The organism is Streptomyces sp. SCSIO 30461, assembly GCF_037023745.1.
GTDB lineage: Bacteria > Actinomycetota > Actinomycetes > Streptomycetales > Streptomycetaceae > Streptomyces.
Genome location: NZ_CP146101.1, coordinates 475,973 through 501,499, shown reverse-complemented (window position 1 = coordinate 501,499; position 25,527 = coordinate 475,973). Strand labels below are relative to the sequence as shown.

Annotated in this window: 25 protein-coding genes and 2 pseudogenes; 12 read left to right on the top strand and 15 right to left on the bottom strand. The window is 67.5% G+C overall.

The annotated features are described in order from the left end of the window. The first annotated feature begins 9 nt into the window (after nucleotides 1-9). Entirely contained in the window at nucleotides 10-597 is a 588-nt protein-coding gene (locus V1460_RS02390; protein ID WP_338671820.1) for a WHG domain-containing protein, read from the top strand. Nucleotides 598-744: 147 nt separating this feature from the next. Here the strand turns inward: V1460_RS02390 and V1460_RS02385 are convergent, their stop codons facing one another. Both V1460_RS02385 and V1460_RS02380 read right to left on the bottom strand, forming a co-directional pair. After that, nucleotides 745-1,329, bottom strand: coding sequence for an HD domain-containing protein (locus V1460_RS02385; protein WP_338671819.1), 585 nt, complete (start codon nucleotides 1,327-1,329; stop codon nucleotides 745-747). Nucleotides 1,330-1,342: 13 nt separating this feature from the next. Beyond that, nucleotides 1,343-2,452, bottom strand: a complete 1,110-nt coding sequence (locus V1460_RS02380; protein ID WP_338671818.1) for a helix-turn-helix transcriptional regulator — start codon at nucleotides 2,450-2,452, stop codon at nucleotides 1,343-1,345. A 220-nt stretch (nucleotides 2,453-2,672) separates the two neighbouring features. Here V1460_RS02380 and V1460_RS02375 point away from each other — a divergent pair, with 220 nt between their 5' ends. Both V1460_RS02375 and V1460_RS02370 read left to right on the top strand, forming a co-directional pair. Next, on the top strand, nucleotides 2,673-2,987 hold the full coding sequence (locus V1460_RS02375; RefSeq protein WP_338671816.1) for a DUF6415 family natural product biosynthesis protein: 315 nt from the start codon (nucleotides 2,673-2,675) through the stop codon (nucleotides 2,985-2,987). A 371-nt stretch (nucleotides 2,988-3,358) separates the two neighbouring features. Then, a complete protein-coding gene (locus V1460_RS02370) occupies nucleotides 3,359-3,805 on the top strand; it encodes a hypothetical protein (protein ID WP_338671815.1) in 447 nt (148 codons plus the stop codon). Between the two features lie 684 nt (nucleotides 3,806-4,489). Here the strand turns inward: V1460_RS02370 and V1460_RS02365 are convergent. Together V1460_RS02365 and V1460_RS02360 are read right to left on the bottom strand one after the other, a co-directional pair. After that, nucleotides 4,490-4,948 (bottom strand): NUDIX domain-containing protein, encoded by a 459-nt coding sequence (locus tag V1460_RS02365; RefSeq protein WP_338671814.1) that lies wholly within the window; start codon nucleotides 4,946-4,948, stop codon nucleotides 4,490-4,492. Nucleotides 4,949-5,141: 193 nt separating this feature from the next. Next, nucleotides 5,142-5,303, bottom strand: coding sequence for a hypothetical protein (locus V1460_RS02360; protein ID WP_338671813.1), 162 nt, complete (start codon nucleotides 5,301-5,303; stop codon nucleotides 5,142-5,144). Between the two features lie 189 nt (nucleotides 5,304-5,492). Here V1460_RS02360 and V1460_RS02355 point away from each other — a divergent pair, with 189 nt between their 5' ends. The 3 genes from V1460_RS02355 (at nucleotide 5,493) to V1460_RS02345 (ending at nucleotide 7,994) form a co-directional block, all read left to right on the top strand. After that, a complete protein-coding gene (locus V1460_RS02355; protein WP_338671812.1) occupies nucleotides 5,493-6,740 on the top strand; it encodes a hypothetical protein in 1,248 nt (415 codons plus the stop codon). 12 nt (nucleotides 6,741-6,752) lie between these two features. After that, complete coding sequence (locus V1460_RS02350; RefSeq protein WP_338671811.1) at nucleotides 6,753-7,307, top strand: GNAT family N-acetyltransferase; 555 nt, start codon at nucleotides 6,753-6,755, stop codon at nucleotides 7,305-7,307. A gap of 552 nt (nucleotides 7,308-7,859) precedes the next feature. After that, nucleotides 7,860-7,994: a hypothetical protein gene (locus tag V1460_RS02345; protein ID WP_385002222.1), complete on the top strand. Its 135-nt coding sequence runs from the start codon at nucleotides 7,860-7,862 to the stop codon at nucleotides 7,992-7,994. Between the two features lie 44 nt (nucleotides 7,995-8,038). Here the strand turns inward: V1460_RS02345 and V1460_RS02340 are convergent, their stop codons facing one another. Both V1460_RS02340 and V1460_RS02335 read right to left on the bottom strand, forming a co-directional pair. After that, nucleotides 8,039-8,587, bottom strand: a complete 549-nt coding sequence (locus V1460_RS02340; RefSeq protein ID WP_338671810.1) for a DUF4262 domain-containing protein — start codon at nucleotides 8,585-8,587, stop codon at nucleotides 8,039-8,041. A 181-nt stretch (nucleotides 8,588-8,768) separates the two neighbouring features. Then, nucleotides 8,769-9,239, bottom strand: a pseudogene (locus V1460_RS02335) (hypothetical protein); the annotation flags it as partial. A 139-nt stretch (nucleotides 9,240-9,378) separates the two neighbouring features. On the opposite strand from V1460_RS02335, the gene V1460_RS02330 reads away from it, so the two are divergent. After that, complete coding sequence (locus V1460_RS02330; protein WP_338671809.1) at nucleotides 9,379-9,846, top strand: NUDIX domain-containing protein; 468 nt, start codon at nucleotides 9,379-9,381, stop codon at nucleotides 9,844-9,846. A gap of 4 nt (nucleotides 9,847-9,850) precedes the next feature. Here V1460_RS02330 and V1460_RS02325 read toward each other — a convergent pair whose 3' ends face one another. The 4 genes from V1460_RS02325 to V1460_RS02310 all read right to left on the bottom strand — a co-directional run bounded on the left by V1460_RS02325 (nucleotide 9,851) and on the right by V1460_RS02310 (nucleotide 13,459). Then, nucleotides 9,851-10,132, bottom strand: coding sequence for a hypothetical protein (locus tag V1460_RS02325; RefSeq protein WP_338671808.1), 282 nt, complete (start codon nucleotides 10,130-10,132; stop codon nucleotides 9,851-9,853). Continuing rightward, a complete protein-coding gene (locus V1460_RS02320) occupies nucleotides 10,122-11,357 on the bottom strand; it encodes an IS701 family transposase (RefSeq protein WP_338671806.1) in 1,236 nt (411 codons plus the stop codon). The genes V1460_RS02325 and V1460_RS02320 overlap by 11 nt, the downstream gene beginning before the upstream one ends. A 96-nt stretch (nucleotides 11,358-11,453) precedes the next feature. Next, a complete protein-coding gene (locus tag V1460_RS02315; protein ID WP_338671805.1) occupies nucleotides 11,454-12,692 on the bottom strand; it encodes an IS701 family transposase in 1,239 nt (412 codons plus the stop codon). A gap of 188 nt (nucleotides 12,693-12,880) precedes the next feature. Continuing rightward, entirely contained in the window at nucleotides 12,881-13,459 is a 579-nt protein-coding gene (locus V1460_RS02310; protein WP_338671804.1) for an SMI1/KNR4 family protein, read from the bottom strand. Between the two features lie 436 nt (nucleotides 13,460-13,895). On the opposite strand from V1460_RS02310, the pseudogene V1460_RS02305 reads away from it, so the two are divergent. Further along, nucleotides 13,896-14,798 (top strand): annotated as a pseudogene (locus V1460_RS02305) (site-specific integrase); the annotation flags it as partial. Nucleotides 14,799-14,885: 87 nt separating this feature from the next. Here V1460_RS02305 and V1460_RS02300 read toward each other — a convergent pair. Continuing rightward, a complete protein-coding gene (locus tag V1460_RS02300; protein WP_338671803.1) occupies nucleotides 14,886-15,296 on the bottom strand; it encodes a hypothetical protein in 411 nt (136 codons plus the stop codon). A gap of 330 nt (nucleotides 15,297-15,626) precedes the next feature. Between V1460_RS02300 and V1460_RS02295 the strand changes: the two genes are divergently transcribed. The 3 genes from V1460_RS02295 (at nucleotide 15,627) to V1460_RS02285 (ending at nucleotide 17,667) form a co-directional block, all read left to right on the top strand. Next, nucleotides 15,627-16,247: a DUF433 domain-containing protein gene (locus V1460_RS02295; protein ID WP_338671802.1), complete on the top strand. Its 621-nt coding sequence runs from the start codon at nucleotides 15,627-15,629 to the stop codon at nucleotides 16,245-16,247. Beyond that, nucleotides 16,247-16,687, top strand: a complete 441-nt coding sequence (locus V1460_RS02290; RefSeq protein WP_109294897.1) for a DUF5615 family PIN-like protein — start codon at nucleotides 16,247-16,249, stop codon at nucleotides 16,685-16,687. Before V1460_RS02295 ends, V1460_RS02290 begins: the two co-directional genes overlap by 1 nt. A 500-nt stretch (nucleotides 16,688-17,187) precedes the next feature. Continuing rightward, complete coding sequence (locus V1460_RS02285) at nucleotides 17,188-17,667, top strand: diadenosine tetraphosphate hydrolase (RefSeq protein ID WP_338671801.1); 480 nt, start codon at nucleotides 17,188-17,190, stop codon at nucleotides 17,665-17,667. Between the two features lie 63 nt (nucleotides 17,668-17,730). Here V1460_RS02285 and V1460_RS02280 read toward each other — a convergent pair whose 3' ends face one another. Genes V1460_RS02280 through V1460_RS02270 form a run of 3 tightly spaced genes read right to left on the bottom strand, consistent with a single transcriptional unit; the run spans nucleotide 17,731 to nucleotide 20,364 of the window. Then, nucleotides 17,731-18,228, bottom strand: a complete 498-nt coding sequence (locus tag V1460_RS02280) for a hypothetical protein (protein WP_338671800.1) — start codon at nucleotides 18,226-18,228, stop codon at nucleotides 17,731-17,733. Next, nucleotides 18,218-19,027 (bottom strand): IS21-like element helper ATPase IstB, encoded by an 810-nt coding sequence (istB, locus tag V1460_RS02275; RefSeq protein ID WP_338671799.1) that lies wholly within the window; start codon nucleotides 19,025-19,027, stop codon nucleotides 18,218-18,220. The genes V1460_RS02280 and istB overlap by 11 nt, the downstream gene beginning before the upstream one ends. Further along, the gene (locus tag V1460_RS02270) at nucleotides 19,024-20,364 is read right to left on the bottom strand and encodes a Mu transposase domain-containing protein (protein ID WP_338671798.1); all 1,341 of its coding nucleotides are present in this window, start codon (nucleotides 20,362-20,364) and stop codon (nucleotides 19,024-19,026) included. Before V1460_RS02270 ends, istB begins: the two co-directional genes overlap by 4 nt. A 240-nt stretch (nucleotides 20,365-20,604) precedes the next feature. On the opposite strand from V1460_RS02270, the gene V1460_RS02265 reads away from it, so the two are divergent. Next, complete coding sequence (locus tag V1460_RS02265) at nucleotides 20,605-21,954, top strand: ISL3 family transposase (protein ID WP_338671528.1); 1,350 nt, start codon at nucleotides 20,605-20,607, stop codon at nucleotides 21,952-21,954. 104 nt (nucleotides 21,955-22,058) lie between these two features. On the opposite strand, the gene V1460_RS02260 is transcribed toward V1460_RS02265, so the two are convergent. Beyond that, entirely contained in the window at nucleotides 22,059-25,511 is a 3,453-nt protein-coding gene (locus tag V1460_RS02260; RefSeq protein WP_338671797.1) for a hypothetical protein, read from the bottom strand. Nucleotides 25,512-25,527: the final 16 nt, after the last annotated feature.

The following is a 25,527-nucleotide window of genomic DNA, read 5'->3' as shown; positions in this document are numbered from 1 at the left end:
GGACAGCGCATGCCCCGTGCCGGACTCAACGCCGAGCGCGTCGTCGAGGCAGCAGCGGACCTCGCGGACGAGACCGGCCTCGACCGCCTCACCGTCTCCGCGCTGGCACGCCGCCTCGGTGTGAAGGACGCCAGCCTGTACTCCCATGTGACGAGTGCGGCAGACCTGCGCACCCGTGTCGCGCTGCTCGCCGCCCGTGAGTTCGGCGACCGCGTCACGACGGCCGTCGCGGGCCGCGCAGGCAGGGACGCCCTGACCGCCTTCGCCGCCGCGTACCGATCCTTCGCGCTGGACCATCCCGGCCGTTACGCGGCCGCCCAGATCCCGCTCACCCCCGAGGTCACCACCGGTTCCCTCGGGCACCTGCGGATGAGCCAAGCCACATACGCCATGTTGCGCGCGTACCACCTGACCGAACCCGATCTCACCGACGCCGTAAGGCTGTTGCGCGGTGCTTTCCACGGTTACTGCAGCATCGAGGCAGGCGGCGGCTTCCAGGACACCCGCGACGTCCAGGCGTCCTGGGAACGCAATATCGACGCGCTGCACTTCCTACTGGAGCGCTGGCCCTCGTCAGCCGCGGACGCCATCGGCTGAAGCCGACTGGCGCCCCGGACGGTGAAACCCGATCGGGTTGCGGAACCCGCCGTACGCACCGCATGGCGCAGGCAGTTCATCGCCGGCCGCTGAGCATGCGCCCCCTGTCTGGTCCTACGGGACCGGGCAGGGGGCGTTCTTCGCGTTTCAGGCCGAAGGCTGCTCACCCAACGCGGCGCGCAACCAGTCCAACGGCCCCCGCGTCAGGAGTTCGTCTGCCAGCCGCTGGCCCGTCTCCGTGACGATGCGACCACGGCTGTTGTCGATCCACCGCTGTGCGCTCTCGTAGCCCTGCGACCGGTACTCCAGGCCTTGGAGCATGCATTCAAGCTTGTCCGCGTCGCGCGCGCAGATGGCTTCGCGGGACTCCTTGGCTTCGTACTCCGCGACGAGATCGCGCACCATGACGGCCAGCTGCTCCGGCATGTCGGCCACCTGGTCCGCAGTCACAGCCTGTGGGTCAACCTCAGTCGAGTACTTCTTGCCGAGATAGTTCACGTCGCCGGTACGTGTCTCCTGCGAGTCGTGCCACACGGCGAGGAATGCCGCGCGGGCAGGATCGGCGCCTTCAAGCTGCGCGATGATCGAGGCGATCAGCGAGGTGCGCCAGGAGTGTTCAGCCACGGTCTCGGGGTCGCGTACCCCGGCCATCCACCAGCCTGTGCGGCGCGTCTGCTTGAGCGTGCCGGCCTCGTACAGGAAGTGCGCCACCCCGGCCAGGTCGTCAGCCACAGCTGGTCTCCTCTCACGCCTCGGAGAGGCGGATCGCGTACCGAATGTTCTCAAGCTCGCGGCGGGCTCTCGCCGACAGCACGCGGCTATCCAACATCACGGGGAGTCGATCACGTAAGGCGCGGCTTGCCCCGCTGGCGCGGAGGAGGCTCGGGCGAGCGGCGAGGAGCGCCCACAGGGTGTGGATGTTGAGATCAACGAATCCATGGTCGGGGTTGAGTCCGCGGACGAGGTGGCGCAGCAGCTTCTGTCCGGGCCAGATGCCCGGGTCTTCGGTGGCGATGAAGTCGTCCGACAGCTGCACGTGCGGGGACTCGCCCACCCAATACGCCCAGTAGTTGAGGTTCGCAGCCTCACTCGCGGCGTCTCCATCGAGTGTGTCGATGAAGTAGGCCATGCGGTCGCGGTCGCCTTGCCGGGCCGCGACGGCTGCAACGGAGCGGCCGTTGAGCCACCGGGTCAGCCAGTCGTCGGGGCGCTCTGTGCGTTGCTGGTGGGCAAGCCATTCTCCGGTGTCCGGAGCGGAGTCGTACCCGGCCAGGTAGAGGGCTTGTCGGCGGAGCAGGAAGTGTTCGGCTCTGCGCGCGCACTCGGCAGTGCGCCGCACTCGTGAGAAGAACTGCTTTCGGTCTGCCGCCGCGAGCTCAGGTCCCTTGGGCACGGGGCCTCGGCGCGGTCGGGCTGGCGCAGGCAAGTCTCGGAGCGGAGTGGGCGCCACGCCGTTCAGAGGCCAGGTGAGCACCTCCACGAGATCACGTTGCATGACCCATGCACCGAGCGGGTCTTGCTCCGCCGGGGTGTCGCCGCCCAGCGTGCTCGACAGCAGCACATCGGCCTCCATTGCCCGTTCGAGGGCGAGGAGGAGCGGAGGAGCGGCCCCGAGTTGGAGAAGTCGGTGCCGGTGGATGAGCATTTGTCCGACCGGTACGGCGGTGAGGGGGCGGCGACCGGACTCCCATCCGGCGATGGTGTCGGCGGCTACGCGCAGGCGTTCTGCCAGGGTCTCTTGGATGTAGCCGAGTTGCTCGCGTACCAGTCGTAGTACGTAGCCGGAGACGATGCCGCCTTGGCGTGCGGCCGTTCCCTGACCGTTGGTCGGGGTTGACCGGTTGCTACTGCCCATGGCTGCCCCTCTTGGCCTTCAGCAGCGGTGGAAACCCGTACTCGTTGTCACTACTTCCGCAGCGCACCGCTTCCTACGCTCGCCTCAGTGACAGTGAGCAACTCAGCGTAGTTGAGGGAGCCCTATCGTGAAGGCCAATGTGCGGAGTTCGACGCCAGCGATGCCTCCACTGCCGGCGACACCGCAAGGAACACCATCAGCTCCGCCCGACATCACCACCATGCGGGATGTCGCCCGCCAGGTGATGGCCGACGAGGAGACCACGTCTGCGGACCTCGTCCCCGCGATGTGCGGCTTCGTGTACCTGATGGTCCCCGAGATCCAAGAGCTGATCCGCCGTGCCCCGCTCGGCGACGTGCCCGCGCAGGTGGCGCAGGTCGCCGTGGACGGGGCGTGCCGGCGGGTGACCACACCGCCCGGGATCGGGCCCGCGGCTGTGCGCCGGCACGCGCGGAAGGTCGCCATGGCGGTGCTGGCGCTGTGCGACCACTACGAGAGCCTCAGCTCAGCCGCAGACGGCGCCAACACCCCTTGATCTCCCGCCTGTCGCCCACCGACGGCGGACGCGGCGACAGGCGGGCCATAGACCTCCGCCCCGGCCGGAATTCCCTGGCAGGACCACGGCCGAGACGGAGCCGGGCCCAACCCAACGAGCGGGCCCGCAGCAGGTGCACGACGACGAGGAGACGGACTCCTCGTTGACAGCACACCCGGAGGTCACCATGAGGTATCGCCTCGATGTGGTCAAGCTCGGCGGCGGCGAGGACGACGGCAAGGGCGGCAACCCGCCCACCGGCGACTCCGACGACGGCCGCCAGTACTGACCGGCTGATGCTCACCGCGTGACGCACCACCGGCCCGGCACCCTGTGGTGCCGGGCCACTCACAGAACGAGGGGACCAAAGCGTGGCAAGAACCATCGAGGGCACCGGCAGGGTGACCGTCCTTCCGCTGCTGCACCTCTGGCCCGACGGGTACTGCGTGCTCGCCTACACGGCCACCGGCGCCCTCGGGGACACCGCCGTCGTCGGCTATGTACCCGTCCCGGGAATCCCCGACGTGTCCCTGATGGACGTGGCCGCCCGACACGAGCCGCAGCGCCTGTACGGCTCGTCGAACGGTTCCGACTTCGCCGAGGCGCGCTGGCTCATCTGCACGGGCTGGTCCGGCCGCGGTATGCCCAAGCCGGGCACGCTCGAGTTGAAGGCCGCAGCCTGGCAGCTGGACGTCGACCGCACAGTCGAGCTCGGCAAGACCATGTACGGCTACGACCGGCTCCACGTCGGCCGGCTCACCCTCGACGACGCCGAGCAGCTGCACCAGGCGCAGGACCTCCTCGCCGCCCGCGCGTAGCCCCCCGACCGCCCCGGTCAGCCCTCCCCGTCCCAACGAAGGCTGGTCGGGGCTTCTTCATGCCTGCCATCAGACGCATGATCACTAACACTTCGGCTGAGCATTGGCTGAGCAGGAGCCCGATGTGCCCTACTTCAACGAGAGCAGCACCCGGCCGGGTGGTCCCTGACCAGGTGCTGAGCGAGTAGGCCGTGTGGGACTCGAACCCACAACCAACGGATTAAAAGTCGAGGAGCCCGAGTGATGTCGGCTGGGGCTCCGTTCCTGTCCATGCCGTTCCGGCTGGTCAGGCTGGGTGCCCCAGCCACCCGACCACCGACCCGTGATGCCCCGTCCGCAGGCGTCCGGGCTCACAGCGGGCTCACCCCACGCGTCGTTTCACCTGCGCTTATGGACTCTGAGCGGGCACCCTTGGACTAGGCCGGGGTGCGGCCGAGGTTCCTTCATGCGTCATGGCATAGGTCGTCTCGCAGCCACGTAGCCGGGGTTCAGACGGACGGGCATCCAGCCCCGCCGCGCCCCATTCGGTCAGGACGCGGGGAAGCGGCTGGAATGTCACTTGAGGGTGCTGACTGGCGAGGCCGTCTGCACTGTCTCGCAACTCGGCCAGTTTGGCGGCGAGCGTCACGGCGTCAGCGTCGCCGGACAGGTGCTCATTGGGGGCAAGCAACCGGGGGATGCCGGTCAGGCGGCGGGCATCTGTCCCAGGATCAGCGCCCGATGTGATTCTTGAATGCCGTCTGGCAGGTCGTCCGGGGAGAACCATCGTGCCTCCAGGATCTCGAACGAGTCGATCTTGAGATCACCGCCGGTCAATGCCGCTTCGTATGCGACTTCGATCCGCAGTTTGTAACCGCTCTTGAGGTGGACGAGCGGGCCGGCCTTCACGTCGAGGCCGGTTTCCTCGCGCACCTCGCGGACGACGGTTGAGCCGAATTCCTCGCCCTTGATGGCGTATCCGGTCGGCAGCCCCCATTGGCGGCCCTCCGGCCACATGCGATGGCGCAGGAGCAGGACTCGGCCTGCGTCGTCGCGGACGACGCCGGTCACGCCGACCATGAACTTCGCGTGAGCGATCCACAGGACCCGCCATTGCATCGGGCCTCGGATGATGCGCCACAGCCGTGCGATCAGTCGTTTCATGGTGTGTCTCTCTCGGGTGAATTGGGCCACGGGCACGGCCCGGGGCGGCCACTCTTTCGGCCGGTCCTGGGGACTGTCCAACGCCGCTGATCGGGCCTGTGACACGGCTACGGGCCGGGGGCGCCGACGACTGCGAGGGGGACGACCACGGCGACGCACAGGCAGACCCACAGCAGCACCGCTAACCGTTGTCTCACTGGCTGTCCGCCTTCTCACGGCAGCGGGGGCATCCGCACGGAGGATAGGCACTGGTCAGTAGGGGCTCGTCCTGATCGCCGAGCGGGACGGCCAGGCGGCCCCGCTCCCGTACGACTTGGCCGGTCTTTCTGTCGACGTCGTAGACACGAATCGTCATACCCACAGCACGGGTCCTTTCCGCAGCTCAGTACGGGCGTCGCATCGGTGCTGAACCAGTGCACAGTTTCGGAGCGCTCGACGGGCAAAGAGGGACCGGACGTTTGGGCGGACGTTTTCGCCTTCCGCCACGCGGCCAAATCACTACGGTGGGAACCAAAAGACAGCCGCACGGATGGCAGGCAGGGTCGTGAGCAGACTGGCGCAGTTACGGCGCGCGGCCGGATATACGCAAGAGTCGTTCGTGAAAGCCTTCGCCCAGGAGGCAGGGCGTTTGGGCGTCGCCGCGTCAGTCAGCGTGCGGCAGGCCCGACGGTGGGAGAGCGAGACGCCCCCACCCTTGCCCCATCCGAGTCAGCAGACCGTATTGGAAGCGCTGTTCGGCGTGCCCCTCGTCGAGATGGGGTTCGAGGTTCCGCAGCATCGCGTGACGGTCGCAGCGCCCATCAGCGACGCTGGAGAGGTGAAGAGGAGAACGTTCGTCGCTGACGCGGGCGCCCTCGCTGCCGCGACCCTGCTGCCTGCCGCGCCGGGGCCTCGCATCGGCACGGCCGATCTCGGGCGGCTGAGAGAGCGGCTCGACGGGCTCTACGAGACGGACCACACCGCGGGCAGTGTGCCGGCGAGCACGCAGGCCGAGTGCATCGAAGCGGAGATCACGCGCGCCCTGGGCAGCAGCTCGTACACCTCCCGTGTCGGCCGGGAGTTACAGACAATGCTCGCCGAGCTGCACGGACACCGGGCCTGGTACGGCTACGACGGCGGACGCATCGCGGAGGGCCGTGCCGCCTGTATGGAAGCGCTGACCACGGCGCAGCTCGTCGATGACGCACTGCTACAGGTCTCCGTGCTGGAGACCCTCGTACTCCTCGCGGTGAAGGCCGGCCGGTCATGGGAGGCCGCGAGCGCCGTGGAGAACGCCTACCGCCTCGCGACCCGGGCAGGGGCGGGTGCGACCGTTCACCTCGTGATCGCGCTCCGCGATGCCAACGTTGCCACGCACGCCGGAGACCTGTCGGGCGCCCGCCGCGCCCTGACTCGCGCAGTCAGCTACCAGGGGCGCGCGGACTCCGACGCGGACGTGCCCAACTGGGCAAAGTTCGTCGGTCCGTTCGAGGTCGACTACGCCACGGCGGACATGTACGTACGGGCAGATCAGCCCAAGCGCGCCGTGCCGTTTCTCCGCGCGGCCGTGCGCGGAATCGGCGGCGGGCTCGCCCGTAACAGCGCCTCGTACCGCGTCAAGCTCGCCGGTGTTCTCCTCGCCGCGGGGGAGGTCGACGAGGCGTGTGCCGAGGTGGGCCGCGTGCTGGATACCTGGGGCGGCATCGCGTCGCCCCGCCTGCTGGGCAAGGTGCACGATTTCCAGCGGGCGGCCGGGGAAGTCGATAGCCCAACCGCCCGCGAATGCGTGGCACGTATCCGCGAAACCGTGTGAGAGGGGCGCCGGATGAGTCCGCCAGCACAGGTCAGCATCGAGCAGTTCGACGGGCTGGCCGCCGCCAAGGCTGAGGGAGCGTTCCGTCTGGTCTACGCCGAGGCGTTCGCCGAGCCTCCCTACGACGAGACCGAGACCGACGTCGCTGCCGCGTTCCGTCGCTTCCGCTCGCAGACCCGCAAGGCCGCATTCCTCGGCGCCCTGGCAAGCACCTCGGACGGTGAGGCTGTCGGTATGGCCTACGGCTACCCCCTCGGGCCTCAGACGGGCTGGTGGGACCAACTGACCGTGCCCGTGTCCAACGAGATGCGCCACGAGGACGGCCGGCGGACGTTCGGCCTGATGGAACTCGCCGTACGCGCCGGATGGCGCAGGCAGGGCATCGCCCGCCGCCTGCACGATGCTCTGCTCGACGGCACCGAGGCGGAGCGGGTGCTGCTCAACGTCCACCCGGACAGCAAGGCGGCCATGGCTGCCTACCGAGCATGGGGGTATCGGAAGGTCGGCGATACACGGCCCTGGGCCGGCGCCGACCTGCACAGCGTGATGCTGCTGGACCTGCGCTGAATAGCCTCCCGCGCGCGGGAAAGGCATCGACCGGTCGTGAGCCCGAACCGGCAGCCTTTGCGCGCAATGGGACAGGTATCCGGTTAAGCACCCAGGTTCGAGCCGCTGTCAGTGCCTTGCGGTACTCGCGCGCGCCCGCGCACAAGGTGCGACCGGTCGCGATGCGAATGTGTCCGTGCCTCTGGGAGACGACGGGGACGCGGGGGACGCTGTTGCCGCTCTCCCCTCTCCTCCTCCCCTCTTCCTCTAAGTGAGACAGAGGAGTGAGGGTGTGGAGTCGTCCCCCACGTCCCCCGCACGGTCGGACGCAGCGTGCTCGACCGCGAAGTAAGGGGGACGACTGGCCGGGGGTCATGCGTCCCCGTCGTCCCCGGTGCGTCCCCTGCGGCTGCCCCGGGGCTAGGCACTGTTCTGGCGGTCTTCGGCGTCAGTAGGCTTGCGGTAGACGCCGAACCTGACGCCCCAGGTCGGCGAACGACGGGGAGGGCCAGCGCCAGCCAGCTGCCCGGGCTCACCGGCTTCGCACTCCACCTGCTCCGAGACCTCGACGCTGTGACCGCCGGCCTCACCCTGGACTGGAGCTCGGGCAGCATCAAGGGCGCCGTGAACCGCATCAAGAAGATCAAGAGACAGCTCTACGGACGAGCCGGATTCGAACTCCTACGCAAGATGATCTTGCTTCAGTAGCGCGTCGCCCTGGTGCCGACTCGCCGCTTCCCGGCCCCTTGAGATCAGAGTTCGGCCGTCCAGATCCCGACAGGATGGTCACTCGGAGGCAGCCACAACTGAGGCTGTGACTCGCGATGCCTCTCGTCAGCCTGCTCATCCCAGTGGAAACGGCCCTCGGCGTCAGGCCACGCGACTTGCAACACGGGGAGAGGCGGCCGCCGGTAGAAGCCGATGGCCTGTCCGAAGAAGGTCCGGTACCAGCCGCGATCAACCTGCCTGAGCGCGATTTGATACCCGTCGACAACATCAGGATGGCTCTGGCCGTCCGCCAGTACCTTGCCCGCTGCAGACTTCTCTCCGAGCGTGTTGAGCATTCGATGCATGGCATGGACTTCGAGCCCGAACATGGCGAGCTCAGGCCCGCCGTACGTGTGCGCAAGGCCGATCGTGTAGGCGAATCCAGGACCGATCTCGTCTTCGGGAACCATCACGACGTGCCATCCGTGCTGCTGCACATGCTCGATGACCGTCAGATCCATGCGGTCCGCCTCGTCCCGGTCGCCGTAGTCATGGCAGAGGACACAGCGGCACTGGAACGGATCGTCAGCCATGTGCGGAGAGTACGAGGTGAGCATTCACGTCGAGCAACCGGGGTTGCCCCCCTCTCAGTCGAACAGCGCCAATCACCTTCCGCGACGGCTCCCCAAGATCTGGGCCAGAACCGAGAGTGCACAGCAGATGTCGACCACTTTGGGAGGCACGAGAGTCTGGCGCTGTTCGATTGCCAGACGGCTAGAAGAGGCTGGCCGAGGTGCCCCGAGTGAGGTTCTCGAGAATCGTGCGCAGCCACGGGCTACGCACGGCTGGTAGCCGGACCAAGGTGTGCTGGAACGTATCCCGGTCGGCTCGGAACAGGTAGGTGGGGAGCAGCGGGAGCGGGTCGTCGCGGAGGACGTCTTGGGGTATGCGGCCTGATGCGGGGACCGGCAAGTAGGGCTGGGGGGAGGCCAGCCACAGCCATACCCCCAGCGGTAGGGGTACCAGGTATGCGGACGCAGTCGGGCTGGCGGGGGTCCAGGTCTGACCTGTCTGGGGATGGACCGGTACGAGGAGAATGTCGACCCCTGCGTCCGGGGAGGGCTGTCCCGGTCCAGCCAGGATGGCGCGCCGCTTCGGGGGGCATGCGGGCAGCAGGGCGTCGAGCGCGCGTTGGAACATGTCCGCGGTCAGACCGCCCGGGACCTTCACCGGCTGCCCTTGGGAGGTGTTTGTAAGCACTTCTTTGGGCTCCACCGCACGGACGGAATGTGGCTCCACGGCGTAAGAAGTTGATCTGGCTCCACTCTCCGGACGATGCTCGATTCTTTGGGCGTTGCACGGGGTCCGAGTGAGAGGTGCGCACATGAGTTTCCGGTTGGCGGCGTATGCCGTGTGCATCGAGGACGGACGGGTGCTGCTCGCCCGATACGTGCCACCGACTGGCGAGAGCGTCTGGACTCTGCCGGGCGGCAGGGTCGAGCACGGCGAAGATCCGTTTGATGCGGTGATCCGGGAGGTCGCCGAGGAGACGGGCTGCGTCGCGGTGGTCGATCGCCTGCTGGGCGTGGACTCACGGGTCATCCCTGCGGCCGAAGCCCGTGCGGGAGTTGAGCATCAGAATGTTGGCGTCTTCTACCGCGCCGACATCACCGGCGGTCGGCTCCGGCCGGAGCCGACCGGCGAGATCACCGAATCGGTCTGGACGGACCTCTCCGACGTCTCCGGCCTGCGCCGGTCATCGCTGGTCGACGTCGGCCTCTCCCTGGCCCAGGTACTTCCAGCGACAGGCCACGTCGCCCCTGTCCCGGTCGGCGGCCTCATCCAGCACTAGCCATTCAGTCGTAGATCGGGGTGCTCGCTGTAGTTCGGGGTGGGATTGGTGGTGGCCGGGCCGCCGTACTCTCGCTTGCCCGGGCTTGGTTGCGGCGCCGGTGGCAGGCCCGGGCGAGGGCCTGGTGGCAGCGTCGCCACCATGACCAGTGCAGGCCGCGCCGGATCCGCTCCGCCTCCGGAATCCGAGGAGTCATCAGCGCCACGAGGCGGGCGATCTCGAAGGCCGTCAGCGTGATCGGGACGATGCCCGCGAAGCCGACGGGGCTGGTGAGGTCAGCCCGCACCCCCTGTGTGGGCCTCGTCGGCTTCCTCGCCCTGGTCACCTCGTTGCTGGTCGGCGGCCTGCACCGCCAGGAACGCGGCGGCCAGCTGGGCCAGGCTCACATGCCGGTACCACCCGTGGAAGTGGCGTACCTCGTAGTCGGCCATGCCCGCCGCGGACTTCGCCAGTTTGATCGCATCCTCCACCCGCCAGCGGGCGCCGGGGACCAGCACCAGCTCCTCCACCGGTACCTCCTCCGGCCCCCAGCCCAGGTAGTAGTCCTTCTCCTGGGGACTCTCGGGGCGGCGCCGGGCCAGCAGCCAGCGAGCGAGGCCGCTTCCGGGCTCGGCGTCCGGGGCGGGGATCCTGCGCACCCACCACTGCCAGGTCCGCGACTCCAGCTGGGAGGGGCCGGCGGGCAGGTCGACCCACTCATCCTCGACTGCGTACCGCTCCACGAGTCGGGCCAGATGGCGCCAACCGGGGCGGGGCAGCACGCTCTGGTTGGCCTGGACATTGACCACGTACGGCAGTCCGTGCTCTTCAAGGGTGCGGCGGAAGGTGCCGTCGCGTCCGTAGACCTCGTCCGCGGCCACCCACACCCGCCCGGCCGGCAGGTCCGGCAGGATCCGGGCGATCATCCGCTCGGCCAGGCGTGGCTTGACCGCGAAGCCGACCTCGTCGGGAATTTTGGCCACGCGGCAGCGGGGCCGGTCCTCCGTCCACTCCCGCGGGAGGTACAGCTCCCGATCGATCAACGCCTGCCCCGCGCCGGTGGCCCACGCTGCCATCACCCCGATCTGACAGGGGAAGACCCCGCCCAGCGCACCGGAGTACTGCCTCGCCACCCCGGCCGAGGCCCGGCCCCGCTTGGCGAACCCGGTCTCGTCGACCACCAGCACCCCTGCCCCACCCGGACCGGCCCCGACCCCGCCGTCCTCCAGCCCCGCTACCACATAGCGGCGGGTGAAGTCCCGCAGCTGGTCCGCATCCCACACGGCACGGTCCAGCAGGTGCTGCTGTCCCCAGGGGGAGGGTTCACCGATGTACTCGGAGATCTGCCAGCCGTTCTTGCGCGACAGCGGGGCCAGCAGGCCACGGACGCACGCGGCGGCCCGGCCCCACAAATCCACGCGCGGGAAGATCCCGTTGACCTCTAGCAACAGGTCCTCAAGCCGATCGGCGACGCCTTCGGCGCACTCCCGGTCCGTGACGACCGGCGGGATGTCCAGTAACTCCGCCTTCATAAAGGGCAGTTACCCGCCACAGGGGATCGACGAACTACAGCGAGCACCCCGATCTACGACTGAATGGACTAGTACTCCAGCTGTAGATCGTGATCTTCATGTCTGGGATGCGGCTTGCCGCCGGTAGTGACTGGTGCGTGATCGTGCCTGGTGGCGGCGGCGCCAGTCGGACCAGGCAAGCCGGTGGGCCGCGTCGAGGACGGGCCGGACGACGAGCGCGATGAACAGGCGGCAGATCTCGTTGCAGGACAGCGGGATCAGGTCGTCCGGCGTGGGTCGGTGTGCGTGTTCGTCGGCGCGGACGACGGCGAGGAAGGCGTGGGCCAGCATCGCGAGGGTGACCCAGCGGGCCCACGAGGGGTAGCGGCGGACCTGGTGCTCATCCAGCCCGGCCAGTCCCTTCTCTGTTTGGAAGGTCTCCTCCACCCGCCATCTGGAACCTGCGACCTTGACCAGGGTGGCCAGGGATGCCGGCGTGGTGGAGTGACAGCGGTAGTAGGCGAGTTCACCGGTGCTGCGGTTGCGGCGGATCAGCAGCTGGTGGTGGCCCGGGGCTGCCTCGGCGAGGTCGATGACGGCCCAGTCGTAGAATCGCTGCCCCTTCGCGCCGTGTCCGGCCGAGAGCTTCTGCCAGGCCCGCTTCGGCACCTTCGCCGCCAGGGCATCGGCGCGGAACTTGCCTGCGCCGGTGGGCACTTCGGCCGAGCAGGCCACCGCGAGGACATAGCCGATGCCGCGTTCCTCCAGAGCCGTACGGAGTCTTGGGTTGCCGCCGTAGACCTCGTCCCCGGTGACCCAGCCGACGTGGTGTCCGGCGTCCAGGAACCGTTCGATCATCGTGCGGGCCAGTTCCGGCTTGGTCGCGAAGACGGTGTCCTGGCCGAGTCCGGCTGCCCGGCAGCGGTCCGGGTCGCACGTCCAGGAGCGCGGGATGTACAGCTCCCGGTCGACCGCCGCGTGCCCGCGCATCCCGGCGTAGACGAGGTAGACCGCAACCTGGGAGTTCTCGATCCGTCCAGCCGTTCCGGTGTACTGGCGCTGGACCCCAACCGTGTGGGTGCCCTTCTTCACGTCGCCGGTCTCGTCGACAACCAGGACCGCGGCCTCGTCATAGAGGTGCTCGACGACGTATTCGCGCACGTCGTCACGGATGCCGTCGGCATCCCAAACGGCTCGGCACAGCAGATGCTGCATGCCGTGCGGGCTGGCCTCCCCGGCCCACTCCGCGATCGTCCAGCAGTTCTTGCGCGGCAGGTCCGCCAGCAGGCCCAGCACCAACCGCCCGGCCCGCATCCGTGGTTCGACCCGGACGAACCGGCCCGCGATCCGGCCCATGGCCACCTCGAACGCATCCCGCCAACGGACGGGATCTATGCTGTGACCTGCGGCCACCGTCTCATCGTTACTCCACACAAGTCACGATGATCAACGGTGGCCGCACCCGTCTCCACACCGGCCCACCTTGGCTGAGGGCCCTGCTTAGCCCGTTTCACCGTAACGCTCAACAGCACAGGCCGATGGGCCTACGGTGCCGACAGGGCTGTGCGCTCGGCTTTCTCCAGCCAGTCGGTGTACCAGCGGGCGAACGTCACCGGCGTACCGTCGTCGTCGAGCAGCGGGGCGAGGTCGACGTCGTCCACCCGGCAATCGGACCAGATCGTGCCACGGTGGCTGCCGTTGATGATCAGCCATTCTCTCTGGGCGCAGCCCAGGTGGGAGATCACGATGGCGCCGGCGGTGCGCTCCGGGGCGAACATGATGGCCTCCCACCGCTCGTCCCAAGCCTCGATGGCGTCGTCGAAGTCCTCGATGTCGTCGAAGTCCTCTTCCTCGGGGCGTTGGGCAAGAAGGTCGTCGAGCAGTTTCGGGTCCGGGCCCTGGTCGGGAAACGGCGCGGCAAGTCTCGTCAGGTCGGCCAGGTCCGCGCCGTCGCCTTCCCAACGCCAGCGGCCTTGCACGCGCCGAACTGGGAACAGGCCGTACGCGGGGCCGGCGCCACCCGCACCGACGTGGAGCAGGAATGTCCGGTACTCCTCCGGCAGCCGCACGCCCGTCTGCGCCTCGAGTTCGGCAAGCTCACCCTGGGTAAGCGGGTCCTCCACGATCCACCTGTGCCCCAATGCCCCAAACACCTTGCTGCCGGAAGGCCCTGCACCCGCCGCCTCGAGCCGCTGACGCACGCCCACCACTGATCAGTCATGCGCAGACCGTACGTGCAGCCACCGACACCTGGGGCGCGGGCCCACTGCTACGGTCCCGACGGGCTCAAGACTGGCCCAACGCCCCAGACCCCTCAGCACAACACGCACATCGGCCAGCTGAGGCTCTCGATCACGCCCCCAGCAAGATCACGATCTACAGCTGGAGTACTAGGCAGCACGGGAGGGGCCACCCGAATCACTCGATCGAAGCGGGGCCAAATCACCTTGCTACAAGGGCGTGAATCACACCGCCTCACGCCCCCTCCAGCCAAGCCATGGAGCCAAAACACTTCCGTCGACTGGAGCCCAAAAACGTCCTTAGAAACAGGAGACCGGGAAGCGACCCAAGGCGCTCGTATGGACCGCCGAACGAATCGCCCAGTGGCGGCGAACGGGGGACAAGCCGTCGCCCGTCATGGTCTGGACTCCCGAGCAGACAGGCGCCTTCCTCGACCGCGCGTCGAAGCACCGCCTCTATGCCCTGTTTCACCTGATCGCGTTCCGCGGCCTGCGCCGTGGCGAGGCATGCGGACAGCAGTGGTCGGACACCGACCTCGGGGCCGGGCATCTCACGATCACCAAGCAGCTCGTACAGCGCGGCTGGAAGGTCGAGGAGTCCGCGCCCAAGACGGACAGCGGCGAGCGCGTCGTCGCCCTCGACTCCGAGACCGTGAAGGTGCTCAAGAAGCACCGCAAGCGCCAGATGCAGGAGCGCCTCACGTGGGGCGAGGCATACGTCGACACCGGTCGCGTGTTCGCGCAGGAGAACGGCGAGTGGCTCCACCCAGCGTGGGTGACAGACCAGTTCCGGCGGCTGGCCGCTGAGGCGGGCCTTCCTCCGATCCGGCTGCACGACCTGCGCCACGGCGCGGCGACGCTCGCGCTGGCGGCCGGCGCCGAGATGAAGGTCGTGCAGGAGATGCTCGGCCACTCCTCCATCACGATCACTTCGGACACGTACACCAGCGTCCTTCCCGAGGTGGCGCGAAAGGCCGCCGAGGCAGCCGTGAGGCTGGTGCCGAGGCAGGCCGCTCGTACCGCCGGGCTCACCTCGGGCTCACATCAGGCCAACGACCGCCCCCGGCACAGCAAAGTGCCCCACCCGAAGCACTCGGATGGGGCACTAAAGCGCAGGTCAGGGGATAGTTCCCGGTCCCCGCATGCGGTAGGCCGTGTGGGACTCGAACCCACAACCAACGGATTAAAAGTCCCGGCAGGTTCCTGCCGGGACTTCCGCTGACTACCCCTCTCGTCCAGAAGGGCCTGGTCAGAGAGACGCACTGTGGTGTCCCATCCAGATCCGGTGGCGTTATCCCAGTACGTCCGCTCACGCATCGCTCACGCATTCAGCCGCTGCGACCTCCACGTGACGGGCGGCCCGGAGGGTTGCGTCCGGGGCCCCCTCCCACGGCGCTCCCGACCACCACATCTCCCGATACGGATTCCGCGCAGCCTTACGAGGTTGACGTGCCCCCTGCCCCTTGGCGAGCCTTCGCGTCCCGTCGAACGCCCGAAGCTCTGCGTGCCACGCCTCCCTGCTGGCCTCCAGCACAGCCAACGCGCGAAGCAAGGCACGTTCATCTGTGCTGTAGGGACCCGCCTTGGCTTCGAGAAAGCTCAGCGACGCATGAAAGCCGATCGGCCGATACAACTGCACGCAAGATCGGAGCTGCGCCACACGGAGACCGTGAGGAAACGCCGCATCGCGGACCTTCCGCGCAATGTTGTTGAAGCTCACCTGGCGAGGGTAGCCAGACCTCTCGGCTTGCCTACGGAATTTTCGATCAGCTGCAGGTCGTCAGACAGCGCATCTAGACGTGGCCCCGCGTTATGAAGCTTCGATGATCACCAGACGGCCTTGAGTGATCCGCGTAGGCTGCTCCACGCGTCCTGCGGTACCCGGCCAGCGCTGCCATGGGCAGGCGACGGGGTCACCCATGAGGGCGTACCGAGCGCCTGATCCGACCGCTGGGTAGCGACGCCGAAGGCGAAGCTGGGATGCTTGTGCGGGAAAGCAGAGGATTCAGGAACCGGAGGGAGGCGTACCCCCATGGCCTACTCAACGCGCATGGCTGCCGCCCTGTCCGGTGCGACCATGGGTCAACTTCGGTCTTGGCGCCAAGACCGTGGCCATGGGCCGATCCTCCGCCCGGAGCTGGCAGCCAAGCCAGCCCTCTACTCATTCCGTGACGTGCTGGCTCTCCGCGCCTTCGCTCACCTCCGCCAGGACGTGTCACTCCAGAAGATCCGCAAAGCCCTGGTCACGCTGAAGAAGTTCGGCGAAGTCGAGCACCTGTCGAGTTACTCCCTTGTGGCCGACGGCGACTCGATCGTCCTTGTCGGCCATGAACACGAACACGCGACAGACCTGGTCAAGCATCCTGGCCAGCGAGTGATCGCCACCATGGCCGACATTCTCCAGGAGTTCGCCCCCCGACCTGGTGTGGTGGTCCCGCACCTCCTGCAGCCCAAACTGAACGTCAGCGTCGACCCCGAGACGCAGGGCGGGCAGCCGGTCATCACTGGAACCCGGGTCCCTTTCGATGCCGTAGCAGAACTGGTGGAGGACGGCGTCCTTCCCGAAAAGATCCGCGATTACTACCCAGGCGTGACACCAGACGCAGCCCGCGACGCCGTGTCGTTTGCCCTCTACGTTGACAGCTACAGCCTCGGACCACGCGCTGCCTGATGCGAATTCTCATCGACGAGAACGTCCCGGTGCAGATGCTCGAAATGCTCAGGCGGCTCCTCCCTGAGCACGAGGTTCGTCACGTCAGCGAAATCAAGTGGGCCGGCAAGAAGGACCTCGCGCTGCTCCCTGACGCCGCGCGCAGGGGGTTTCAAGCCTTCCTCACTAAGGACGGACGCCAGCTGGAGATCCCGTCGGAATCCGCTGCGATCAAGAAGTCTGGAATGCATCACATCAGGTTCAGCCACGGCCACAAGGGCATGGCAGGGCTGGGCCTGGCCATGGGGGCAGTGATCGCCGCCATGCCACTGATAGTCCGCGAGCTGGAGGAAACAGATGAGCAGCGGCTGGTGCACATCAAGGGCCTGAATCCAGCAACCAAGCATCGTTTCGACCTGGTTGACCCGGCAAAGTCGCCACCAAGTTATTGGCCCCGGTAAAGGTTGCGAAGCCCCATCGCTCCCCTGCGCATTACGAGGGCCTGCAAGATCGTGACGAATGGTGATCCGCGATCATGCTTAATCCGGTTTTCCCTGGTCAGAGGCTTGCCGGACTCGCCAGCGTGATGCTCGATCCATCTGGTGCTGAGCCGTCCGCTCACGCTGGACACTGCGCTGACCAGCCCCGAACCACCCATGGTGAACATCGCGCCCACGTTGCCCCGTGGAGATCGCCCTCCCCGCAGAGGGGACTACCCGTTCGCTCAGTCTCCCCGCACCCGCTCGGCCCGCTCTTTCTGCATCGCCTCCCCCAGCAACGACTCCTGCTGAGCGCGGCCGGCGGCCGCCACAGCGGTGAGAGCGGGCACACGGGTCGAGATGATGGGGATCTTTGAAAACGGCCGGGGCCGCTCCTCGCCCCACTTGCTTGGTCTTTGAACTGTGTGAGGAGAATGGGGATCGAAGAGCGGTCCTTGATCACCAGAATGTAGGTTTTGGCTATGACTGGTGACTGGCGGATGGACCGGATCGGGACTGCGCTGAGGGGCGAGAACCCGACCGTGATGCGACGGCTGACGTCAGGGTTCGCGGTGATCGGGGACGTTCAGTTCCTGCCCGGCTACTCGGTCCTGCTTGTGGACGAGCCGGATGTGCAGCGGCTGTCGGACCTGCCGAGGGCGAAGCGGCTGTCGTTCCTGTCTGACATGGACCAGCTCGGCGAAGCGGTCGAGCGTGCTTGTCGGCGGCTGGATCCGGCATTCCGCCGGGTGAACCTGGAGATCCTGGGGAACACGGACCCGTTCCTGCATGCGCATGTCTGGCCGCGGTTCGAGTGGGAGCCAGCCGATGTGGTGGGTGCTCCGGTGTGGCTCTATCCGCGTGAGCGGTGGAGCGACGAGCCGTTCAGGCTCGGTCCGCAGCATGACGTGCTGCGGGAGGCGATCGGCAGTGAGCTGGACCAACTGCGCTCGGTGGCCTGAGTGTTGTGGGCCCGCCGACCGTCAGGTCGGCGGGCCCGGTGATCGGTGACGGTCAGCCGTGGCTCACTGGAGGCGTCTGAGCGGGACGATGTCGGTGACGCGGTTGGTGATCGTGGGGCGGGCGGCTTCCTGAGTGGCGAGCAGGGCGACGATCGTGACGGGCTGGTCGCAGTGCGGGCAGTTCCGGACTGCTGTCGGGGCCAGTGGGTCAATGGGGCCGGGGGCTGCCGGCTGCGGGCCGGGCGGAAGGGGTCGGGGATGTTCGCCGAGGCGTCGTGCTCGTTCTTCGTCGCGGGTCCGGTTGCGTTGCCTTTCCGACTCGCGACGGCATTCGGGCGAGCAGTAGACCTGCCGGAGTCGGGGGTTGGCAGTGAAGACGCCGTCGCAGACCGGGCAGGTGTGTGCCGCCAGGCCGGCGGGAGCGCGTCGGTGGGCGGCGCTCTTGCAGCGGGGAGAGCAGTAGATCTGCCTCGGGCTCGGCATGAACTCGGCCTCGCAGACAGGGCAGTTGGCGGTTCTGGGGGTGAGCTGTTCGTCGTTGTGAGTGAGGTCAGGAGACACGGGCGTTGACTCCCTTGCGCATGGCGTCGGCCTGGTTCTGGTGGCCTCGGAGCCGGTAGGAGGGTCCGTCGATGCCGGCGACGGCAGCCCGGTGCAGGAGCCGGTCGAGCATGGCGGCAGCGACGGTGGCGTCGCCGAAGGCTCTGGCCCAGTCGGCGATTCCGACGTTGGTCGTCAGGATCGTGCTGGACTTGAGATACCTCTGGTTGATCACCTGGAACAGGGCCGAGGCGCCGTCCTCGGGCAGCGGCAGGTAGCCGAGCTCGTCGATGATCAAAAGCCTCGGACCTGCGAAGAAGCGCATGCAGGTCTTCCAGCGGCCTTCAAGGGCGGCCTTGTGGCACTTGGCGGCGAGTTCCGCGGCGGTGGTGAAGTAGACGCGGTGGCCGGCGTCGACGGCTGCTCGTCCGAGGGCGACCGACAGCATGGTCTTGCCCACTCCGGGAGGGCCGACGAACAGCACGTTGGAGGCGTCGTCGAGGAAGCGCAAGGTGGCCAGGTCGCGGATCAGCTTCTCGTCGACGCCGGGCTGGGCGGCGAAGTCGAAGTCGGCCAGGGTCCAGGGCTCGGGCAGGCAGGCGAACCGTTCCCGGGCGGCGAGCTTGCGGGCTTCGGTGGCCTCGACCTCGATCTCCAGGAGCCGTTCCAGGGCTGCGGTCAGTGACATCCGCTCGGTGCGGGCCTGGTCCAGGACCCTGTTCAACGCCTCAGCTGCGTCGTTGAGTTTGAGGTAGGACAGGTGGCCTCTGAGCTGCTGGAATCGGCGGGCTTCGCTCACCTGCATCGGTGACGTACTCACTCCGGGCTCTCCTCCTGCTTCGGTGAGGGGACACTCCGCAGCCGGTCGGCCACGGCGGCATAGTGGGTCAGGTCGATCACGACCCGTTCGGCTGAACTGCCGGCGGTCGGCCCTTCGCGCAGACGCTCGGCTTCGGCCAGGGCTGCGGCTGACGGCGGTTTGCGGACCTTGGTCTTGCAGGGAGCCCGGTCGGAGAAGGAGGACAGCACCGCCCTCTCCAGGGCGATGACATGTCCGTCGTCCCGGACGATCTGCCCGGCGCCTCGCGGGGCCCGGCGGTGGCAGGCCACGACGGCCCGGCCAGCGGTGACGATCCGCAGGTCGTCCTCGCCGAGCCGGTGCAGGACTTTGACCGTGACGCCGGGCAGGCCGGGCGGAACGGAGTAGAAGTTGCCGTCGAAGGCGACCAGGCTCTGCGGACTGACGGTCCGCTCGGCCTCCAGCTCGGCCGGGAACGGCCGCACCGGGATGTCGAGCAGGGGCTCGGCCGCGGCGAGCTCGCCGACGGTGGTGACCGCTCCGTCGATCCGCCGGCGACGGTCGTCCATCCGAATCGAGAGCTTGTCGACCCCGGACTGGGCCTGCACGACCGTGAGCCCGTCGGGAACCGTGCGCCACCAGCGCTGCGCGGCCGAGTGGTTGGCCTTCTCCACCACTCCCTTGCGGTTGCCGCGACGGGGCGGGCAGATGTCCACCCCAACCCCGTAGTACTTGGCGACGGCGGCGAACGCCGCGGTGACCTGGCCGCTGGAGGGATAGCAGACGGTGGCCATCCGGTCGAAGCGCCACCGGCGGGCAGTCCCGCCCAGCTTGCGCACGACATCGTCCAGGGCCTGGACCAGATGGGGGAAGTCCTCCGACTCCGCCAGCACCGCCCTCCACCGGCCCGAATGCGCGAGAGCCCCGACCAGCAGATGCGCATGCCCACCCACCCCCCACCCTTCGGGCGGATCGGGCAACTCCAGCCAGTCGAACTGGATCTCTTCACCCGGTGGATGCTCGATCAACGCGACGTTGCGGCCGGTCGAGGCATGACAGGGCTCGCAGTGCGGCCGGGCCCGATAGCGGCGAAGGGCGCGGGTGAACGTCGAGTACGCACCCTCATAGCCGAGCCCCACCACCTCGTCGAACAGCGTGGACGCCCACAGGTGCGGGTCGTCAGCGAGGCGCTGGCGGCAGTACGGAAGGAACGGCACGAACGCGTCAGGCGCCTGACGCCGCTGGCCGGCGGTCCGCTCACCGTTCAGATAGGCCCGGATCGTCTTGCGGTCCCGGCCCAGATGCCGGGCGATCGCTGAGATCGTCCATCCCTGCCGACGCAGTGCATGAGCATCCACGTCTTCCTCCCGCGTCAGCATCCAGGCCCCCGGACAGGCCGAACTTGCGCACGCAGGCTTTCCGGACTAACCGCCATATACGGGGTCTTCGAATTTAGTGGGGGGTGCGGCGGTGACGGGCGCGCTCGCCGGTCACGCTGTGTGAGGTGGTTGGGGTGCGGGCGCCCTGGACGCAAGGAGCCCGCGGGCCTTCGTGATCATGGTTGTTGTCTAGGCAACCGATCATGAAACCCCACGGGCTTGAACAGCGACGATACCGGCATCAACGAAGCGGCAACGCGACTTCTGGGGCTGGAGGGGGTGAGTGTGACGCAGGTCAAGGACGACGGGGCGGGCGGTTCGACGGTGTACGTGGTCACGAGCGAGGACTCCGCCCGGGCCTGCCCCTCGTGCGGGGTCTTCGCCACCCGGCTGAAGGACTACCGCACCACCCGGCCCCGGCACCTGCCCTGCGGTGGACGCCCTGTGAGTATCCGGTGGCGCAAGGCACGCTGGTACTGCGCCGAACCCGCGTGCGAGCGCGGCTCGTTCACCGAGGCGATCCACGCGGTGCCCGCCGGGATGCGCACCACCACCGCCCTGCGCCGGGCGGCGGGGGCCGCGGTCTGCGACGGATCCCGCACCGTCGTGCAGGCCGGCCGCGACCTGTCCTTGAGCTGGCCCATCGTGCAGCGATGCTTCGAGGACTACGCCGCGACGGTCCTGCCCGAGACGCCGCCCGCGACCGAGGCGGTCGGGATCGACGAGACCCGGCGGGGCAAGCCGGTCTGGGCCCAGAACCCGGCCACGCAGAAGTGGGAACTGGTCGCGGACGCCTGGCACATCGGCTTCGTCGACGTGATCGGCGGGCAAGGACTGTTCGGGCAGGTCGAAGGCCGCAACGCCACCTCGGTCGCCGACTGGCTCAGCTCCCAGCCCGCATCCTGGCGGGCACAGGTGCGCTACGTCGCCATCGACCTGTGTTCCACCTTCCGCGCCGCCGTCCACCGTGCCCTGCCGCACGCGACCGTGGTCGTCGACTGCTTCCACATCGTGCAACTCGCCCAGCGCCACCTCGCCGACCTGCGCCGACGCCTCACCTGGCGGCAGCACGGCCGCCGGGCCCGCAAGGGCGACGGCATCTACACCGTCCGCAAACTCCTGCGCCGCAACAAAGAAGACCTCACCGAAGACCAACGCCTCCTCCTGAAGACCGAGTTGGAGTACATGGGCACCTACGGCCGGCAGATCCACGCGGCCTGGCAGGCCAAGGAACTCCTGCGCGACCTCCTCGGCCTGGCCGTCAGCCGCACCCACCACGCCCCCGACCGCTCCGCGATCTCCGCCGCCCGCCACCGCTTCTTCACCCACGTCGCCGACCACGCCCACCTGCACGAACTCCTCACCCTCGCCGAGACCATCGAGCAGTGGTGGGACGGCATCGAGACCTACCTGACCACCGGCATCACCAACGCCGCCTCCGAAGGCAACAACCGCCTCATCAAGCTCGAAGCGCGTAACGCCTTCGGCTTCCGCAACCGCGCCAACCAGCGCCTACGCTCACGCTGTGCGACCACCCGCCGGAGCCGACGGCAGGCGCACCCCCACTAAATTCGAAGACCCCATATACGACGACACGCCGGGCAAGATCACACAATGGGTGGGGAGATCAACAGAGCAGGTTTGCCCCACCCCTTAGCAGCAAGTGGGGAGATTCAAGAAGCGCCATCAGAGAGGGTGGTGAAGTAGTCGATGAGTTCTTGGTGCCTCGCAGAAGCAGGGCCCCACCAAGTGTCGTACCACGCAGCTGTGGCGGCAATGTGAGCAGCAGGAACGCCGTGGTCAAGCAGCAGAGGGCCGAGGCTCTCCAGGATTTCGTTGCGCTGGCCGGAGAGGGCTTCGAGAAGCTGGTCGGCGGTGACTTCACCTTCGTGAAGCAATCGTTCAGCCAGGTCTCGGTCAGGGCCAACCAACTGGATGAGAGGGCTGGGCCCGATTCGGGGGAGGCCAGCACAACGGATGGCGAGCCGATATCGGTGTGTTTGGGAAAGAGTTGCCAGGTGAGCCTCGCAGCCACGGGGTTCGAGCGGAGTGAAGAAGCCCCGGTCGGTCATCTCGTCGAGCCGTTCGGTGAACCACGCCTCGAAGAGATCGGGATCGCTCTCGGCTAGGTGCCCGAGCAACTGACCGGCCCGCCATTGGCTGTGCTGGGGCAGGTCCTCCACCCTCATGTGCTGTACGGCCTCTCGCCAGGCCGGTCGCCATGCCTCGGGCAGCGAGGGGCCATGACGCTGGCCTATGGCGAAGCTAACGGCGGCGCTACTGGCGATCGCGGCGATCGGATGCAGCAGCAGCCGCTGCAGCACCTCTTCCGGCTCATCGTGTAGGAACAACGAGTCGAGTAGGCCGACGTCCTCCTTCCTCATCGCTGCGATCACGAACTCGGCGGACTCATCGATCTCCGCACGTCCGAGCACAACGCTGATAACACCGGAACGAAAGTCCGGATTATCCAGACACCTGGCGAGGATGTCCCTCGGGACCGTAGTCGGATCGGTCTTGAGCCACTGTCCCAGTGCGCTGCGAAGCAGGAGCGGGTTCCCGGCCGCCGCAGCGGCCTCATACCAGGCACTTGGGTCGCTCAGGAGTGGTGTCATCTGCTCAGCAACCCAGATCCCACCAGTCTGGTCACCGGCCAGCGCCGATTGCTCGGCCAGCTCACCGAATCGCGCCACTCCGTCGTACGGTCCTAGCTCTGCGATCTTCTGTGCGAGGGCCTCCACAGAGAGGGGCTGGTCCGGCTCAGCGGCGTCGGCAGCGTCGAGGTGACTCCACCACCCCCGACCTGCGAAGGCTTCCAGGTCCGGATCAACATTGAACGATGGAAGTTCACGCCCGGTGCCGTCGCGCTCGCGCAGTGAGTCGAGCATGCGTTGAGCTCGTAGAACCAAGCCGGGAGAGGCTTGGAGCAGGGGATACAGCGTGGCAAGGATGCGGCTGCCTCCTTCAACCCCCAAGCGCTTCTGCTCATCTGAGGGTCCCGCATGGCCAGTTGCGTGCCCCTCGCCGAGCCGCAGCCAGGTGAGCGCGAGGTCGAGCAGCGGAACAAGCGCGCTCGGAGGGCATCCGTAGGGGCTCTCCCACTCGTCCGCTGCGTCGAGAACTGCCGCAACCTGCTCCCACAAGGAAATGAGCTGGGCCAGATTCTCCGCCCTGTCGATGCCCCGGCTCATGGTAACGGTGTTCGGTGCGCCGGGATCAGTCCAGTTTCCCGACACTTCCACGGTAAAGATGCTCGCCAACATCTCGGTCGCCACGGCCCAATGCGACGCTTCGCGATGAGTACGCAGCCAGTCCAGTGCAGACCGCAGAAGGAGCCTGCGAATCTCGATCTCGGTGCCGAAGTCAGGGTCGATGATGCCGGCCAAGTCACTCAACACGCGCAACGGGTGCTGCGGAGTGGAGTGACGCGGACGGTGGTCACCCACAGCAAGGTCGAGAAGCCCGGCGACAGCCTCGGGCAGCAGAAACTGTTCTGCAGATTGGATCAGTTGTCGAACCGCAGCGTCACCAGCAAGGTCAACGGAAACTCCAGATAGCTGATGAACATCGCGCGGCCCGTCAAGAACGGCGTGGGCGGCCGCGACGGCAAATTCAGCTGCCCGTCGGTCCAGGTGGGCGAATTCCGACACCACGGCGAAAATATCGGTATCCCAATCAGTCGGCGCGGGCAGCGCACGGACCCAGGCTTCCGCCGCCGCGCGAGCAGCGGGGGAGTCAGAGACCCGAGCAGCAGACATCACCGCCAACGCGAGGTCTGAAGCCCGTTCGGGAAAGGCATCACAAACGGTGGACCATGGCCTGCCGGCAGGAGTGGTGAAGAACCACCGAGCTACGAGTGGCGCGCGCAGTGCTGGCTGCAAGCTCCAGACATCGCCAACGGTTTCCACGAGGCCGTTGCGCGCGAGGCGCTCCATCAGCCCGGACATGCTGGCTGGCGGCTCGCCGACGAGGGGCGCCAGTGCGTACAGCGTCTCAGTGGACGCACCTCCAAGGGCCGCTACGCAAGCCAGGGTGTCCACAGCCGTCTCAGACTCAGTGACGCGCCGGAGATGTCGTTCCACGTTCGCCAGGTGCGCCCTACCAGTTACAACCCTGTCGCCCTCCCCCGTGGCAAGCAACTCACAGAGCGTAAGGGCCCAGCCCGGTCTGCCGTCCGCTTGAGCGAGAACCACAGCACGTGCCCGGTGGCCGGTCACACCGACTGAGGTGACCAACCTGTTCATGTCGGCCCGCTCCAGCAAGTCGACGTCGACGCGGACGGCCCCCGGAAGAGCTGACATCACCTCGTCGGCCCTGTCAGGCCAGGTCGGCGCGACGATAACGAATGAGAGGTCTGCCTGACGGCGGGCCCGCCGGAGAACGCGGATGTCGTCGAGGCGAACATGGGCTTCGTCCACCACGACGGCATCAGGCCGGGCCTGCAACAGTTCGTCGATGAGTCGGTCGAGTTGCGTCTGCTCAAGGTAGACAACGCGGCGATCCAGCTCAGCGGTGAGCCGTGTCTTACCCACACCGGGGACACCGACCACAACAGTGTCGCGACCGGCATCAACCTCACTGTCGAGCATTGCAATGGTGCTCTCCCGGCCCACGAGCGGGGTCTGGTCTGTCACGTGGTCCGGTGCCTCGAGCGGACGGTCAAGCAGGGCACCCAAGTCCGCCGCGATGCGCAGAAGGTTCCATCGCCAAGCCGGCTCACGCACGAGGTGGTCAACGAACCATTCCTGGGCGTAGATATGCGCTGCTGGGAGGCTGCGCCTCTCACACAACCGGTCCATGGCCGCGCGTGTATTCGCGTCGACGGCTCGCGAGCAGGCCATCACAATCAGGTCGGCTCGCACACCCTCCTCGCGCATTCTTCGCAGACCCGTGCGCAGGTTTGCCACAGGGTCGCCAGTGGTGACGAGTAGGCGCCCTCGGGCGTCCACGTCGTCGGTGCCGAGGGGAAAGTAGATGTCGGCATCACGGCCGAAGTCATGGCCGCCCTCCACTGCAGCCAGTCCCGGGTACTGCGATTGCAGGAGAGCGCACGCACACCGCTCGAACTCCGTCGGGTGAATGACCTGTTCTCTGAGTGCCTGACGCACCCGCGCCACGAGATCCACGAATGTTTATACTACG